Raw genomic sequence first — 14,423 nt, 5'->3', positions numbered from 1 at the left:
CTGAGTGAGGCAAGGACAATGAAGAAGATCGCACTTCTCGCGCTGGTGGCGGCGCTTGCAGGCTGTGGCACAGTGGAAGGCTTCGGGCGGGACCTTTCCAGCGCATCGCGCGGTGTGCAGAACCTGTTCTGAATTTTTTAGGGTCATCGTTAGGGGTGAAACGGCGCTTCTCTTTGAGAGGCGTTGGATCTGTTGTGTTTAGAGCTTGGGTGATGAGTGTTGGTGTTGATTAGGTCGAGGTCAGCTTTGCGGACAAAGCTGCCTTTCGTTGAAGATCGTACCAAAGGCCGGTTTCGTTCACTTACGCCGACGACAGTTTATTGAAGTTCCGAATTTGGATGCGCCCAAAGCTCAAACATCAAGCTCAAATTAATTTACCCTCTAATCGGTCATGAAAATCGACTACTCAACATCAGCGATCTTAATTTCTCGTCGCTCAAGTGAATCTAAAACGTAGTGGCTTAGTTCATCAATCCGGTTGGTCATACCAGAGGCAAACGGTGGTGTGCCATACTCCGGTTTGATGTTTGCAGCATAGATATAAGTTCTAGGCATGTTGCCATCGAATAATACCGACATTTCTCTTAGCAGATCACACCCGGCCTCCTTGAAAAGTTCGATCTGACAAACAGCCGAGTCATCATTTTCGCGCTTCAGATCAGTGATTACTACGTCGTATTCATTCAACTTTAGGTATTTTAGCGCTTCTTCTGTATTCGTCGTTAAATCGATAATAATACCAAGTTCTTCGAGTGCCTTACGCTCAAAAATATTTCCGTTTGGGTGACTATCATCCACCCAAAGAATTCTCGAACCATCAATGTAATCTATAGCCCGTGCGGCACGCGCATCCAACGCGTTGAGATCACGGAGGTCAATTCGTTCGTCGTTGCGACCTTTCGCTTCAAATAATTCAACTGAAAACACTGAAATTGAAACTTTTTGCACCCGCTCGCCCTCAAACAAATCACGGATCGGTTCGCGAAAGAAAAAAATCACGGATATCGCCAAAACTATCCATGCGAATTGCGGAGAGACTTTTATTAGCTCTTTTATGATACCTAAACTGTTACGTTCTTTTGTTTCTTCCTCTTTTTCAGACATATGTAACTTTCCACGAAATTTAGGGCGAGGTGAATTGCATGAATCTTGAGCGTAGCGTGTGCTACGGGTCAAACGATTTTTCTAATAGCGGTCTTTCAAATGGCTCACAGCATCACGCGCTTCGGGCTCAAACCCGCCCTTGGCACAATCTGTAGCTTGAGAGCTGGCCTGTTTAGCTAGGCGGCTGCACCCTTCCCGCCCTTCACTCCCCCAACTTGGCCTTCAACCTTGCGTTCTCCTCTCGCAACGCGGCCAGTTCCTGTTGGAACGGTGCCAGGATGGGCTGTAACTCTTCCATGGTGAGCCGCACGGGCAAATGCTGTGGGCAGTTCCAGTCGAAGCCTTCTACCTTGATGACCACGGCCCGTTCGGGTCGTGCCTTGTAGCTCTCATCATGCAGCTGTGCGATCAGGTCGGGATCGTCCGACAGGCTGGCACGCCCTAGGATCTTGACCCGCGCAGAATTGGGGTAATCCACAAGGATCATGGCAATCCGGTCATCTCCACTCAGGTTGCCGGTGCTGATATACTGCCGGTTGCCGCGAAAATCCGCATAGGCCAGCGTTTGGTCATCCAGCACCTTGAGAAACCCGCGCGGCCCGCCGCGAAACTGCACATAGGGCCAGCCGGTTTCGCTGACTGTGGCCTGATAGAAGCCGTCGCGCATGGCGATGAACTGAATTTCGTTTGGCCCAAGCCGGTTGTCCTGTGGCGTCTCAGGCGCGAGAACCCTCTCGTACATGCGTGCAGAGCCTTGCTCTTGCTGTATTTTCTTGACGGCATCCGTGAAGGCCAGTTCGGCAAAGGCTTTGGCCATGTGGGTGTCCTCTATCTACTGATAGATTGAGATATGGGATTGTACTTAGAAAACCCAAATCACAACCCAGCGAATTGCGCCTTTTGTTTGTCGTTCCAGCGCACGGTCAGGGTATACCCCTCTTCGGTCTGCTCTTCACCCTCCACCAGACCTTTTTCGAAAAGCCAGGCGCGCTGACGGCCAGCCTCAAAGCCCAGTTGCAAGGTTTCTTCCTGGGTTTTGCCCGCCAGGGCGACAACAATTGCGGCAGACAGGGCTTGCATCCCCTCGCCTGTCACGGCGGAGAGCAATTGCACGTCTGCATGACGCGCGGCCCGGTTCCCGACGACCTGACGCGCATCATCATCCAGCAAGTCGATCTTGTTCCAGACCTCAATCTGCGGCGTGGTCTCGGCCACGCCCAGACTGTCTAGGATCTCGGTCACATCGCGCGCTTGCTCCTCGCTCTCAGGATGCGAGATATCGCGCACGTGGCAAATGAGATCGGCGGCGGTGACCTCTTCCAGAGTGGCGCGGAAGGCGGCGACAAGCTCGGTGGGCAAGTCACTGATGAAGCCCACTGTGTCCGACAAAATAACCTCCGGCCCGCCACCCGGCAGATTGATCTTGCGCATGGTGGGATCCAGTGTGGCAAAGAGCATGTCCTTGGCCATCACCTCGGCCCCGGTGAGGTGATTGAACAAGGTGGATTTGCCAGCGTTGGTATAACCCACAAGAGCCACAATCGGGAACGGCACCTTGGCGCGCGCTTCGCGGTGCAGGCTGCGGGTTTTGACAACCTTGTCGAGCTGTCGGCGCAGGCGCACCAACTGTTCATCAATGGCGCGGCGGTCTGCCTCGATCTGCGTCTCGCCGGGACCACCGACAAACCCCAGCCCACCGCGCTGCCGTTCTAGGTGGGTCCAGGCCCGCACAAGCCGTGTGCGCTGATAACTGAGTGCTGCCATTTCGACCTGCAACACGCCTTCGCGGGTGGCGGCGCGGTCACTGAAAATCTCAAGGATCAACCCGGTCCTGTCGAGCAACTTGACCCCAAGCGCCTTTTCCAGATTGCGTTGCTGCACCGGCGTCACCGGACCGTCGATCAGGACAAGTTCAAGCTCTTCGGCCTTCACTTGCGCCTTCAATTCTGCAACCTTGCCTTTGCCAAAGAGCATGCCGGGATGCGGCCGCGTGAGACGCACCACAGTGCCGCCACAGACCTCAATCCCCGGTAATGCATGCGCCAAAGACACAGCTTCTTCCAAGGCGCGCGACGGATCACGGCCCTTGTCTTGGTTCGGAATGTCAGGATGCAGCACCCAGGCTCGGGTGTCTGCGCCATCAGACGGCATCAAGTTTCGTCGTCACCATCATAAAGATTCACGGGTTGAGATGGCATAATGGTGGACACAGCGTGTTTATACACAAGTTGCGACTGCCCATCTCGGCGCAGCAGAATGCAGAAATTGTCAAACCAGGTGATAACACCCTGAAGCTTTACGCCATTAATCAGGAAGACCGTGACCGGAATTTTGGTCTTTCTTACCTGGTTCAGGAATGCATCCTGTAAATTTTGTCGATCTGTCGCCATCGTTAAAAAAGCCTTTGTTATTGCGGACATCCTTGCCGGATGCCTCCTCTCCCTCGGGCGGAGTATGGATTGGGTGGATCAGAGTTTCCACCCCAAAAATCAAATCCTTGTCACGCGGCACCCATGCAGGATGTCAATCGCGCCACAATCCGGGGTTGAAAAGCGCGATGATGGCCAGGGTCTCCATACGCCCCACAACCATCGCGGTCGAGAAAACCAGTTTTGCGGCGGGACTCATTTCGATAAGCGCGATGGGCGTATCCGCTGCGGCTTGTGTCAGAGGGCCAGCCGTGGCCAGGGCGGCAATTGTCAGGACAAGCGCGCTCTCCAGATCCTGACCAAGCGCGGCCATGATCATGGTCACGACGGCGAGGCTCAGAGCAAAGAGCATAAAGAAAATCCATGCGATAAATGCCCCGCGCTTGCGAATACGGCGACTGAAAGAGCTAACCCGTCCAACCGAAGAAGGATGAATGAGTCGCTCCATCTCGCGCTGACCATTGAGGTAGAGCGCATAGACGCGCAAGAGCTTCACCCCACCCGCCGTGGTCGCTACTCCTCCACCCAGGATGGCCAAACCCAGCAGGACAAGGCCCGGCGTGCCAAGGCCCGACCAGTCTCTTGCCGTGGCCCATGACGCGCTTTCAAACCCGGTGGTCGACAAGAAAGACAGCACAGTGAACATGCCGCCCCAAAGCGCATTGATGGCGTCGGAAAAGCTTTCAACTTCATCCACTTCAAATGCGGCAAGCCAGTGGCGCGAGAACAGCAAGAGCGGCACGCCAATGACCAAGGCTATACCGATGCGGAATTCAGGGTCTCTCAAAAGACTGGCACGCGAGGTGTTCATCGTGTCGGTAGAAAACGTCAGACGCGACAGAGCAAACAGCATGAAGAGAAAGATGACCGCCTCTCCGGCAAATCCGGATGTCGCCTGGTCAACCCCTCCCACGGACGAGATGCCACTGGTGGACATGGTTGACATGGCATGCACCGCTGCAGTCATTGGGGTATCCCCACTGATGAGAAGCATCACCCAAAGCGCGCCGGTCAAACCCAGATAGATCGGCGCCAGCTCTTTGGTCACCTGCGCCAACCGACGAGCCGAGCTGGCACGTTCAAACCGGGCCGCGCGCAGATCACTCTGCCCCGGTTCACTCGAAACGGTGACTTCAAATCCACCCAGATACATTGAGGCCAGCACTGCCGAAGCTGAAACCCATATGAGCAAGCCGCCCAGCCATCCCACAAGCCCCCGCCATAAATGCAAGCTGTCCACCAAACGCTCTGGCCGGTCAAAGAGCGTGGCCCCCGTCGTGGTCAGGCTCGAAACCATCTCTACATAGGCGTTGAGATAGCTGGTGGTCTCCAGACCCTCATAGAACGGCAAAGCCAGAAAGAGCGGTAAAACCGTATAGGCCAGAAAGAGGGATGCTAGGTTTTCAAGGTCGGAGTTTTCGGGACGTTTGCGCCCGGACATGGCCACAGCGATGGTGATCACCAGAACAAGGCCCAATATACTGGAATAAAAAAACGCCTGCGCCACCGAATGATCCTCGATCACCAGCGCATGCAGCCCCGGTATCAACATGGCAAGACAGGACAAGCCTGTCAGGACAAGGATCAAAGGATAGCTAAGCAGGCGTGCTGTCATGACCGGTACGCGTCAGAAAAAATCGATCGAGACCTGAAGCAGTTTCTCAACCTCTGCCACATCATCGGCCATGGCAAAGATCACCACCGAGTCGCCCGCCTCAATGCGCATACTGCCCTCAGGTTTGAGCGTTTCGCCATTTCGCAAAATGCCCCCGACAAGCACGCCTTCAGGAAAGTCGATGTCGCGGATCGCGGAGCCTGCAATGGTGGAGGTCGACAGAACTTCGGCTTCGATCACTTCGGCCTCGGCATCGCCGACTGAATACACGGCGCGCACGCGACCATGGCGGATATGGCGCAATATCGAGCTTACGGTCGTGGCGCGTGGGTTGATGTAGGCGTCAATGCCCAAAGGCTCCATCATCGGAATAAGCGTCGGGTCGTTGATCAGAGCGATCGAATAAGGACAGCCCTCTGCCTTGGCGCGCACGGCGGCGAGCATGTTGGTCTTGTCGTCGTCCGTGACCGACAACACAGCATCGGCGCGGGTGATCCCCGCCTCCTCCAAAAGCTGCGCATCCAAGCCATCACCGTTGAGAACAATTGTACGCTCCAGCGCATCAGCCGCACGTTCGGCACATTTGCGTTCGCGCTCGATGACTTTGACGCGGGTGCTTTTACCTCGCTTTTCAAGGGTTTCAGCCACAGCAAGACCGATGTTTCCGCCACCAATAATGACCAGCCGCTCTTGCTTGCGCTGTGTCTTGCCAAAGATTTCCAATGTACGCGGGATATCCTCGACATGGGCAAAAACATACGCATCGTCACCGGCAAAGATCTGGTCACCCGCCTCCGGTGCGAAAAGCCGCCCCTCACGACGAATGGCCAAAACGACGGCGCGCAGGGTAGAAAACAGGTCGGACAACTGCCGCAACGGCGTATTGATGATCGGGCAATCTTCGCCCACGCGCAGACCCACAAGCTGAGCGGAACCGTCCAGGAAAATCTCGGTATCGAACGCCGCCGGGGCCGCCAACCGCTGTAATGCAGCTTCAGCCACTTCGCGCTCGGGGCTGATCACCACATCAATGGGCATGTGGTCGCGGCGATAGAGATCAGAATAAATCGCATCAAGGTAGCTTTGCGAACGCAACCGCGCGATCTTGCGGTTGATCGAAAAAACCGAATGCGCCACCTGACATGTCACCATGTTGACCTCGTCAGAATAGGTCGCGGCAATGATCATATCGGCGTCCCGCGCGCCTGCGCGGTCCAACACATCGGGATAGCTGGCAAACCCTGTTATCCCTTGAACATCAAGGGTTTCCGTTGCGCGGTGCACCAAATCGGGGTTGTTGTCGACGACGGTCACGTCGTTCTTTTCCCCGAAAGATGCCGCGCAATCTGCCAGCCCACCTGGCCGGCACCGCAGATGATGACCTTCATGGCATATGCCTCACAGTCGCCCCGGACCCGTTGCATGACAGATGGGTGCAGACGGGTCAATTGCTTTGTCGTTCACCCTCGTTTGGGGTAGTTTGAAGGTATGAAACGGTGTCACAGTCTGATTTTACTGGCCTCTGCGGTTTTTCTCGCCGGATGCTTCCCCTTGAGCCTTTACTACAAGGAGGGCGTCGAGGTCACTCGCGTAGACAGCGATCTGGCCCGTTGCGGGGTTTTCGCTCTCAGAGAGGTGCCAAAAGACATTCGCAGGCGTTACATTCCACCCGTATATGACTATCGCCGCTATTGCAGCGGTTCCGGTAATTGCACGATCCAACGTGTCCTGATCCGGCCTGGCAGGTGGGAAAGTTATGACGCCAATGAAGAGCTTAGATCCACGGTTCAGGCCCAATGCATGGCAGATCGCGGTTACGCCAAGGTCCGCCTGAAAGCGTGCAGCCCGTCTGTCATTGAACAGACCCGGATCACGTCCACACGCGTATTGCCGCCTCTTACGGCCAACTCGTGTGCGATCCGCATCAAAGGCGACAAGTATCAGATCGTAACACCCTGACGCGCATTATGGTTCGGCAGGTTCCGGCTCTTCTTCGTTTTGCTTGGCCCCTTTTGCCCCTGTGACCACACCAAGCGATTTGAGCTTACGGTGCAAGGCACTGCGCTCCATCCCGACGAATTCCGCCGTGCGGCTGATATTGCCCCCAAAGCGGCTGATCTGGGTCATGAGGTATTCTCGCTCAAACGCCTCCCGTGCCTCGCGCAACGGCAGCGTCGCAATGGTTCCGGACAGAACCACGCGCCCATCCTCCGCCGGACCTTCGCTTTCACCGGGAATTTCGCGCGCCTCGATATCACCGGTCGCATCGCCAAGGATCAAAATGCGCTCCACGACGTTGCGCAACTGGCGAATGTTGCCCGGCCAGCTCATGGTCTGCAAAAGCGCAGAGGCCTCGCTGCTCAGTTCCCGAAGTGGCAGTCCCTGTTCGCGGCTCAGAGCTTCGATGAAGTAGGCCGCCAGGTCCGGCACATCCTCGCGCCGGTCTTCAAGACTTGGCACGTCAATCGGCACCACATTGAGACGATGATAAAGCTCGCGGCGGAACCGGTCCGCCTCAATCTCGGTCTCAAGATTGCGGTTGGTCGAGGAAATCACTCGCAAATCCACCTGGACCTTGTCGCTGCCGCCAACCCTCAGGAACGTTTGATCGACCAGAACACGTAGAATTTTTGACTGAGTTCCCAATGGCATATCGGCGACCTCATCAAAATAGATCACCCCACCATTGGCCTCTTCCAAAAGACCGGGCGCTGTGCCCCCTTCTTCGCTTTCGCGTCCAAAAAGCACTTCTTCCATGCGGTCCGGTTCAATCGAAGCGCATCCCACGCAAACAAACGGCCCTTCGGCACGATTTGAATTGGCATGGATATAACGCGCTGCCAGTTCCTTTCCACTGCCTGCGGGACCTGTTAGCATCACACGCCCATTGGACTTGGTCACCTTGTCCAACTGGCTGATCAACGTCCGGAACGCGGGGCTCTCGCCCAGCATTTCGGCCGGTCCGCTGCTTTGCTGTTTGAGCGCAAGGTTCTCACGACGCAGACGGCTGGTTTCCATGCTACGCCGGATCACGACCATCAGCTGATCAATGTTGAACGGCTTTTCAATGAAATCATACGCGCCTTGTTTGATCGCGGCGACGGCAATCTCGATATTGCCGTGCCCCGAGATGATCACGACCGGCACTTCAGGGTAATCCCGCTTGATGCATTTCAGGATGTCGATGCCATCCATGTTGCTGTCTTTCAGCCAGATATCGAGGATCATCAGACCGGGCCGTTCCTCTGCCACGGCCGCCATCGCCTCGTCCGAGTTTCCAGCCAACCGCGTGGTGAACCCTTCATCCTTCAGGATATCGGAGATCAGCTCGCGAATGTCGCGCTCGTCGTCCACAATCAGAATATCGCTCATATCAACCTCATACCGCTTGTTTTTCGTCAATTTGGGTTTCGGAATGCTCAGACAGAGGCAGGCGAATGACCGCCATTGCCCCGACCCGTGCATCAGGTGCAAACGGCGGCGCATCTTCTAAGCTCAGCGTTCCGCCATGTTCTTCGATAATTTTCTTCACAATGGGCAGGCCAAGCCCCGTGCCCTTCTCGCGCGTTGTCACGTAAGGTTCAAAGAGGCGCGAGCGGTCCTCTGGCAGGCCGATGCCATTATCCGCGATATGGATCACAGCCGCGCCATCCTCGATCGTGCTCGCCACACGGATCATTGCCGTGTGGCCATCCCTGCCCTCTTTTTCATACAGGCTTTCAATGGCTTCTCCGGCATTCTTGATCAAATTAGTCAATGCCTGATTGATCATTGTCGCGTCAATTTCCGCCCAGAGATCATCCACATCGAAATTCGTTTCAAACGTCACATCCGGCTGGCCGCTTTCCTGCAAAAGAACGGCCTCGCGCAGGAGTTTCGAGATGCTCTCAGTCTTGGTCTCCGGCTCTGGCATGCGGGCGAATTTGGAAAACTCGTCCACAATCCGGCGCAGATCATTGGTTTGCCGGATCACCACATCGGTCAGCTGCTCCAGATCACTCGCCTGATCCTCCTCAAGCACACGAGTGAATTTACGTTTGATACGCTCGGCTGAGAGCTGAATAGGCGTCAATGGATTTTTGATCTCATGTGCAATACGCCGCGCCACATCACCCCAGGCGGCCATACGTTGCGCCGTGACAAGGTCGGTCACATCGTCAAAGGCCACCACATAGCCCTCGCGCCGCCCATCCTCATTACGCCGCGTGGACATGCGCACGAGAAGGTTCTCCATGCGCTTGCCACGGCTAACCTTGATCTCTTCCTGAACAAAGCCGGTATTTGAAGACTTCAGCTTTTCGAACAGGTCAAAAAACTCGGGCACCGCCACAGATAGCGCCAAGGATTGCTGATCTTCCGTCCAGTCCAAAAGCCGTTCGGCGGCGCGGTTCACAAAGGCCACGCGCCCTTGGGTATCAAGCCCGACAACACCGGAAGAAACCGACCCAAGAACCGAGTCAAAAAGCCTGCGACGGCGTTCGATTTGTTCGGTATTGGCCAGCAGCGTTTCGCGTTGTTGCTTGAGCTGGCGAGTCATCTGGTTGAAATAGGTCGACAACTGACCAATCTCGTCGCTGCCGGCCTCTTCGCGGACTTGCACGTCCAGGTCACCCTCCCCGACGCGCTGCGCCGCGCCCGTGAGGCGGCCCACAGGGCGCGACAGACGCTCGGCAAACCACATACCCAGCCACACAGCGGCCAGGATCAGGATAACCGCAAACCCGAGATACAGCAGACCAAACTCAAAGAGCACGCGATCCCGCTCATTCTCGCGCTGTTGATAGAAGCGCGCGGTTTCCTTGGTGTCATCCAGAAGGCTCAGGATATCGCCATCCACATTGCGGCTCACGTACAGATAGCGGTCCGGGATGTCCTCCAGCGGCATCAGGGCGCGAAACTCGTTGTTGTCCCAATCCTGAATAACCAGAATGCCGTCCTCTATGGCCTGCTCGATCTGTTCCCGCTCGGGTTGTTCATAATCGAAAAGGTAGGACCGTTCCCCCCGCGCACGAATTTCCCCCAGCCCGTCAATGACAAAAGCCTCGCGCAACCCGCGTTGAATTTCGCGTTGTCCACGCGACAGAACCTGCCGGATGTCGCCATCGTCAATGAACAAAGTCGCACGTTTCGTGGCCACGATGAGCGACGCTAGAGCACGCGCATCTGTCTCAAGGTCGCGGCGGTGCTCATCCTCGTAGGCTTGCGCGGCTGCGACTGAATTGTCGACCACGCCGCCCACGCGATCCGAAAACCACGCTTCCAGCCCCATATTCACCGAAAGGGTGGCAAAAACGGCCACTGTGATCGTCGGCAAGAGCGCCATCAGCGCGAAGACACCCGTCAGGCGCAAGTGAAGCTGGGAGCCGGCAGACCGTCTGCGGCGCGCGGCGATCATTTGGGCCACCCGTTGCAGGACAAGGGCTGCAACCATGATCACATAGACAAGGTCGGCCAACAGAACGAGGCGCAGAATGTTGGAAGATGACCCCTGATCCAGTGGACCCATCACAAGATAGGTCACCAGCGCCAGTATAGGCCCCAAGACCACCAATCCAAAGGTCGCAACCGTGCGAACCTTTTGCAGCCGACGCAGTCGACCGATGTGATCCCAAGACAATCTGCGTGTCTCCAATGCCACGCACAGCCCCCATCAGATTGTGGCGCTTAGTTACTGCTCGGCCACATATAGAATAAAACCGCGGGGTGCCCCCGATCGGCCACAGTGATGTTGCACTTTTACATCAACTTGCGGCGGCGTGTCACGTGAATATCGAGATCGGTGATTTTCTTACGCAATGTATTGCGGTTAATGCCAAGCAGATCGGCGCATTTGGCCTGATTTCCACCCGTCGCATCGAGGGCGATTTCAATCAGCGGCATTTCCATTTCGCGCAAGATTCGCCCGTAGAGGCCGGGTGGCGGAAGCACATTACCGTGCAGGTCGAAATACCGCCGTAAGTGACGCCCAATGGATTCCGACAGGTTATCCCCTGCTCCACGCCCCATGATCGGTGCGGCCTCGGGCTGGTTGCCGAGCACGGTTTCCACCTCACTGCGGCTGATCTCATCCGCGCGAGCCGTCAGCCCGAGACGCTGCACTGCATTCTCCAACTGCCGCACATTGCCCGGCCAGCTATAGGCGCGCATCAGCTCCATCGCGTCTTCCGAGAGTTTCCGCGCCGGTTGGCCATCACGTTCAGCACGCGTCAGGAAATGCATCGCCAGAAGCGGTATATCATCCACACGGGCGCGCAGGCTGGGCACTTCAACCACGGCACCGCTGAGCCGGTAATACAGATCTTCCCGCAGCGCACCGGCCTCAAGACGGTCTGCCAGACGTCCCAGGCTCGTGGCCATGAACCGTGGCAGATGATCCCCTGGCGCGTCCATCATGCGCACAACGCGCGCCTGGGCATCCATGTCCAGGTCACCCACACCATCCAGCACAATCGTACCGCCCTTGGCCCGAGCCATCACCCGGCTGGGCCCTTCCAGATCGGCCAGATCAGAGGGCATGACAGTCACGAAGGGCAACGTGCGTCGGTCCGAAAAGTCATGGATCGCCCGTGCAATAAGTGTCTTGCCCGTCCCGGATTCGCCAGTGATCAAAACCGGAAGCTCTGTGTTCATCAACCGAGCAACGACCCGGTAGAGCCCCTGCATCGCCGCGGTGCGCCCCACGAGTGGAAGGTCATCCGGCCGATCATCCCCCGGCCCATCGCCGCGCACGCGGGTTCCATTAGCCTCCAGCGCCCGCGCCGTGCGCTTCATCAGGTCCGGCAAATCGAAAGGTTTCGGCAGATAGTCAAACGCTGCCGCCTCTTCGGCCTGAATGGCGGTCATGATGGTGTTTTGCGCCGAGATCACGATTACCGGCAGACCCGGACGGTCCTGTGCGATCTTCGGCAGCATCTCAAGCCCATTGCCGTCCGGCATCATCACATCGGTGATCACCGCATCACCCTTGCCTTCATCCACCCATCGCATCAGCGTGGTGAGCGACGACGTGGCATGCACGCGGCACCCCGCGCGTGTCAGAGCTTGGGTTAATACGGTGCGGATCGTGCGGTCATCATCTGCGACCAGGACAGTGCCATCCATCAAGTATCCTCCGTTTGGGTTTCTGCGCGTGGCAGGGATATGCGAAACACAGTGCGCCCGGGCGCCGAGCTCACTGAAATCCACCCGTCGTGATCGGAAATGATCTTGGCCGCCAGCGCGAGGCCAAGTCCGGTGCCGTTTTCACGGCCCGACACGAAGGGTTCAAAAAGATCGTTGCGAATGTCCTGTGGAAGACCGGGGCCATCGTCGATCACCTCGATCTGAAGCGGCAGGGATTTGCCCCCGCCCTCACCACGCCGGACGCGCAAGGATTGCTCGTAGTAGCTGTGCAAGGTGATGGTACCACCGGCCTCGCCTGCCGCTTCTGTGGCGTTCTTGAGAAGGTTCTGGATCACCTGCAACAACTGATCGGAATCCCCCAGCGCCATGGGCAACGAGGGGTCGTAATCTTCCAGAATGGTCATGTTGGCGGCAAACCCCACCAGAGCAGAGCGGCGCGCGCGGTCCAGCACATCATGCAGATTAACTGGTCCAAGCTGCGGTGCGCTGACATTGCCAAACTGTTCCACCTGCTCCAGCAACGCCACAATGCGGCGGGCTTCGCTGACGATCAGATCGGTCAGCTCCAGATCTTCCTGGCTCAGGTTCATCGACAAAAGCTGTGCCGCACCGGTGATACCGGCCAGCGGGTTCTTGATCTCATGCGCGAGCATTTCGGCCATGCCAATGGCGGATTTAGCCGCAGATTTGACCGATTGGCTCTGCGTCACCCGACCGGCCAGTTCACGTGGCGAAATCAGCAGGATCATCTCGCCCGTATCCGACGCCAGAGGTGCGATTTGCAGATTGCATTGAAGCGGCGCGCGATCCCCGTGCCGACATCGACATCATTGACAAAGAGCGGTGCGTTCTTGGCTCTTGCGCGTTCCAGCGCCTCCTCGATGGGCGCATCCACGGCCAACCTGTCCCACACGGGCTGGCCCTTGATGGCTTTCGACGAGGTCATCAGAAACCCCTCGGCCGCCGGATTGATATCGACGATGCGGTCTGCCTCATCAAGGATGAGCGCAGGCACCGGCAAAGCGGCCCAGATACGACTATCAACCTCGGTCATGCCGCCACCATCCGATCAGCAGACAGCGCCTCGGGCAACAGGGCGATCACCTCCTCCGGCGCGCGGCTTGTCAGGATTTGGCGGCGCAGCGCTTGGCCGGTATGTGCATAGTCCATGTACCACCCAAGATGTTTGCGCGCGACGCGCACGCCCAGTGTCGAGCCGTAAAACGCCAGCATGTCCTCGTAGTGGGACCGGACAAGATCAATGAACGCTGCACCCTTGGGGATGTTTGGAGGTTCTGTGCCAAACACGTCCGCTGCGATCTGCGCCAAAAGCCAGGGGCGCCCTTGCGCACCACGGCCAATCATCACGCCATCCGCGCCGGACTGCTCAAGGGCCGTGCGGGCGGCCACACTGTCGACAATATCGCCATTGGCCACAACCGGGATGGCCACGGCGTCTTTCACCGCACGAATAGCCGTCCAGTTTGCCGCGCCTTTGTAAAACTGACACCGTGTGCGGCCATGAATAGTGATCATCTGAATGCCTGCCGCTTCCGCACGTTGGGCAAGTTGAGCTGCATTTAGGAGCGCATCATCCCAGCCCAGCCGGGTTTTGAGCGTTACAGGCACCTCCACCGCCGCAACAACGGCCTCGATGAGCGACAGCGCCAGATCAAGGTCTTTCAGCAACGCCGACCCGCAAGCCCCCGCGCCACTGGCGCTTGTCACCTTTTTAGCGGGGCACCCCATGTTGATGTCGATAATCTGCGCGCCGTTATCTTGCACCAGCCTGGCCGCCTCGGAAATCCAATAGGGATCGCGCCCGGCCAGCTGTACAGCGGTGTTGGCCCGGTCAAACCCAAGCTCCGCCTTTTCCCGCACGCCCGGTTTGGCCTGCACCATCTCCTGACTTGCGATCATTTCACTGACCACCAGTCCGGCACCAAAGGACGACACCAGATTGCGAAATGGCAGATCAGTGATCCCGGCCAGCGGAGCCAGCAGAACAGGCGGAGCCAGAGTTGTATCATTGAGACGCAGCATATGTGCCTAAACCTTGTTCACAGGCCGAAACCGTAGGAGTAGGCCAGATGAGTTTCAATGAATGCGCGCCCAAATAATTAGCGCAAAATTTATAATGCCTAAAAAATAAG

11 protein-coding genes and 2 pseudogenes are annotated in these 14,423 nt (G+C 57.0%); 2 read left to right on the top strand and 11 right to left on the bottom strand.

The genetic code is table 11. The annotated features are described in order from the left end of the window. The first annotated feature begins 18 nt into the window (after window positions 1–18). A complete protein-coding gene (locus RZS32_RS15985) occupies window positions 19–132 on the top strand; it encodes an entericidin EcnA/B family protein (RefSeq protein ID WP_317054556.1) in 114 nt (37 codons plus the stop codon). Between the two features lie 270 nt (window positions 133–402). On the opposite strand, the gene RZS32_RS15980 is transcribed toward RZS32_RS15985, so the two are convergent. The 6 genes and pseudogenes from RZS32_RS15980 to trkA form a co-directional block, all read right to left on the bottom strand. Next, a complete protein-coding gene (locus RZS32_RS15980; RefSeq protein ID WP_317054555.1) occupies window positions 403–1,104 on the bottom strand; it encodes a hypothetical protein in 702 nt (233 codons plus the stop codon). A gap of 202 nt (window positions 1,105–1,306) precedes the next feature. Next, the gene (locus tag RZS32_RS15975; protein ID WP_317054554.1) at window positions 1,307–1,921 is read right to left on the bottom strand and encodes a pyridoxamine 5'-phosphate oxidase family protein; all 615 of its coding nucleotides are present in this window, start codon (window positions 1,919–1,921) and stop codon (window positions 1,307–1,309) included. A gap of 59 nt (window positions 1,922–1,980) precedes the next feature. Beyond that, window positions 1,981–3,255: a GTPase HflX gene (gene hflX / locus RZS32_RS15970; protein ID WP_317054553.1), complete on the bottom strand. Its 1,275-nt coding sequence runs from the start codon at window positions 3,253–3,255 to the stop codon at window positions 1,981–1,983. Beyond that, a complete protein-coding gene (hfq, locus tag RZS32_RS15965; RefSeq protein ID WP_317057809.1) occupies window positions 3,255–3,494 on the bottom strand; it encodes an RNA chaperone Hfq in 240 nt (79 codons plus the stop codon). Before hfq ends, hflX begins: the two co-directional genes overlap by 1 nt. 133 nt (window positions 3,495–3,627) lie before the next feature. After that, complete coding sequence (locus RZS32_RS15960) at window positions 3,628–5,148, bottom strand: TrkH family potassium uptake protein (protein WP_317054552.1); 1,521 nt, start codon at window positions 5,146–5,148, stop codon at window positions 3,628–3,630. A gap of 12 nt (window positions 5,149–5,160) precedes the next feature. Continuing rightward, a pseudogene (trkA, locus tag RZS32_RS15955) lies at window positions 5,161–6,536 on the bottom strand (Trk system potassium transporter TrkA). Window positions 6,537–6,699: 163 nt separating this feature from the next. On the opposite strand from trkA, the gene RZS32_RS15950 reads away from it, so the two are divergent. Next, window positions 6,700–7,107 (top strand): hypothetical protein, encoded by a 408-nt coding sequence (locus RZS32_RS15950; RefSeq protein ID WP_317054551.1) that lies wholly within the window; start codon window positions 6,700–6,702, stop codon window positions 7,105–7,107. Between the two features lie 6 nt (window positions 7,108–7,113). On the opposite strand, the gene RZS32_RS15945 is transcribed toward RZS32_RS15950, so the two are convergent. From RZS32_RS15945 to dusB, 5 genes and pseudogenes are all read right to left on the bottom strand, one after another. Beyond that, a complete protein-coding gene (locus RZS32_RS15945) occupies window positions 7,114–8,520 on the bottom strand; it encodes a sigma-54-dependent transcriptional regulator (RefSeq protein ID WP_317054550.1) in 1,407 nt (468 codons plus the stop codon). 7 nt (window positions 8,521–8,527) lie between these two features. Then, window positions 8,528–10,786 (bottom strand): sensor histidine kinase NtrY-like, encoded by a 2,259-nt coding sequence (locus RZS32_RS15940; protein WP_317054549.1) that lies wholly within the window; start codon window positions 10,784–10,786, stop codon window positions 8,528–8,530. 98 nt (window positions 10,787–10,884) lie between these two features. After that, window positions 10,885–12,249: a response regulator gene (locus RZS32_RS15935; protein ID WP_317054548.1), complete on the bottom strand. Its 1,365-nt coding sequence runs from the start codon at window positions 12,247–12,249 to the stop codon at window positions 10,885–10,887. After that, window positions 12,249–13,324: pseudogene (locus tag RZS32_RS15930) on the bottom strand (two-component system sensor histidine kinase NtrB). Before RZS32_RS15930 ends, RZS32_RS15935 begins: the two are co-directional and overlap by 1 nt. Continuing rightward, window positions 13,321–14,313, bottom strand: a complete 993-nt coding sequence (dusB, locus tag RZS32_RS15925; RefSeq protein ID WP_317054546.1) for a tRNA dihydrouridine synthase DusB — start codon at window positions 14,311–14,313, stop codon at window positions 13,321–13,323. The pseudogene RZS32_RS15930 and the gene dusB overlap by 4 nt, the downstream one beginning before the upstream one ends. Window positions 14,314–14,423: the final 110 nt, after the last annotated feature.

Source organism: Roseovarius sp. W115 (assembly GCF_032842945.2).
GTDB lineage: Bacteria > Pseudomonadota > Alphaproteobacteria > Rhodobacterales > Rhodobacteraceae > Roseovarius > Roseovarius rhodophyticola.
This window is presented reverse-complemented; position numbering and strand designations above follow the sequence as displayed.

Coding starts and splice junctions, on each gene's coding strand:
- RZS32_RS15985 (WP_317054556.1), top strand. CDS start 19: ATGAAGAAGATCGCACTTCTCGCGCTGGTGGCGGCGCTTGCAGGCTGT.
- RZS32_RS15980 (WP_317054555.1), bottom strand. CDS start 1,104: ATGTCTGAAAAAGAGGAAGAAACAAAAGAACGTAACAGTTTAGGTATC.
- RZS32_RS15975 (WP_317054554.1), bottom strand. CDS start 1,921: ATGGCCAAAGCCTTTGCCGAACTGGCCTTCACGGATGCCGTCAAGAAA.
- hflX (WP_317054553.1), bottom strand. CDS start 3,255: ATGCCGTCTGATGGCGCAGACACCCGAGCCTGGGTGCTGCATCCTGAC.
- hfq (WP_317057809.1), bottom strand. CDS start 3,494: ATGGCGACAGATCGACAAAATTTACAGGATGCATTCCTGAACCAGGTA.
- RZS32_RS15960 (WP_317054552.1), bottom strand. CDS start 5,148: ATGACAGCACGCCTGCTTAGCTATCCTTTGATCCTTGTCCTGACAGGC.
- RZS32_RS15945 (WP_317054550.1), bottom strand. CDS start 8,520: ATGAGCGATATTCTGATTGTGGACGACGAGCGCGACATTCGCGAGCTG.
- RZS32_RS15935 (WP_317054548.1), bottom strand. CDS start 12,249: ATGGATGGCACTGTCCTGGTCGCAGATGATGACCGCACGATCCGCACC.
- dusB (WP_317054546.1), bottom strand. CDS start 14,313: ATGCTGCGTCTCAATGATACAACTCTGGCTCCGCCTGTTCTGCTGGCT.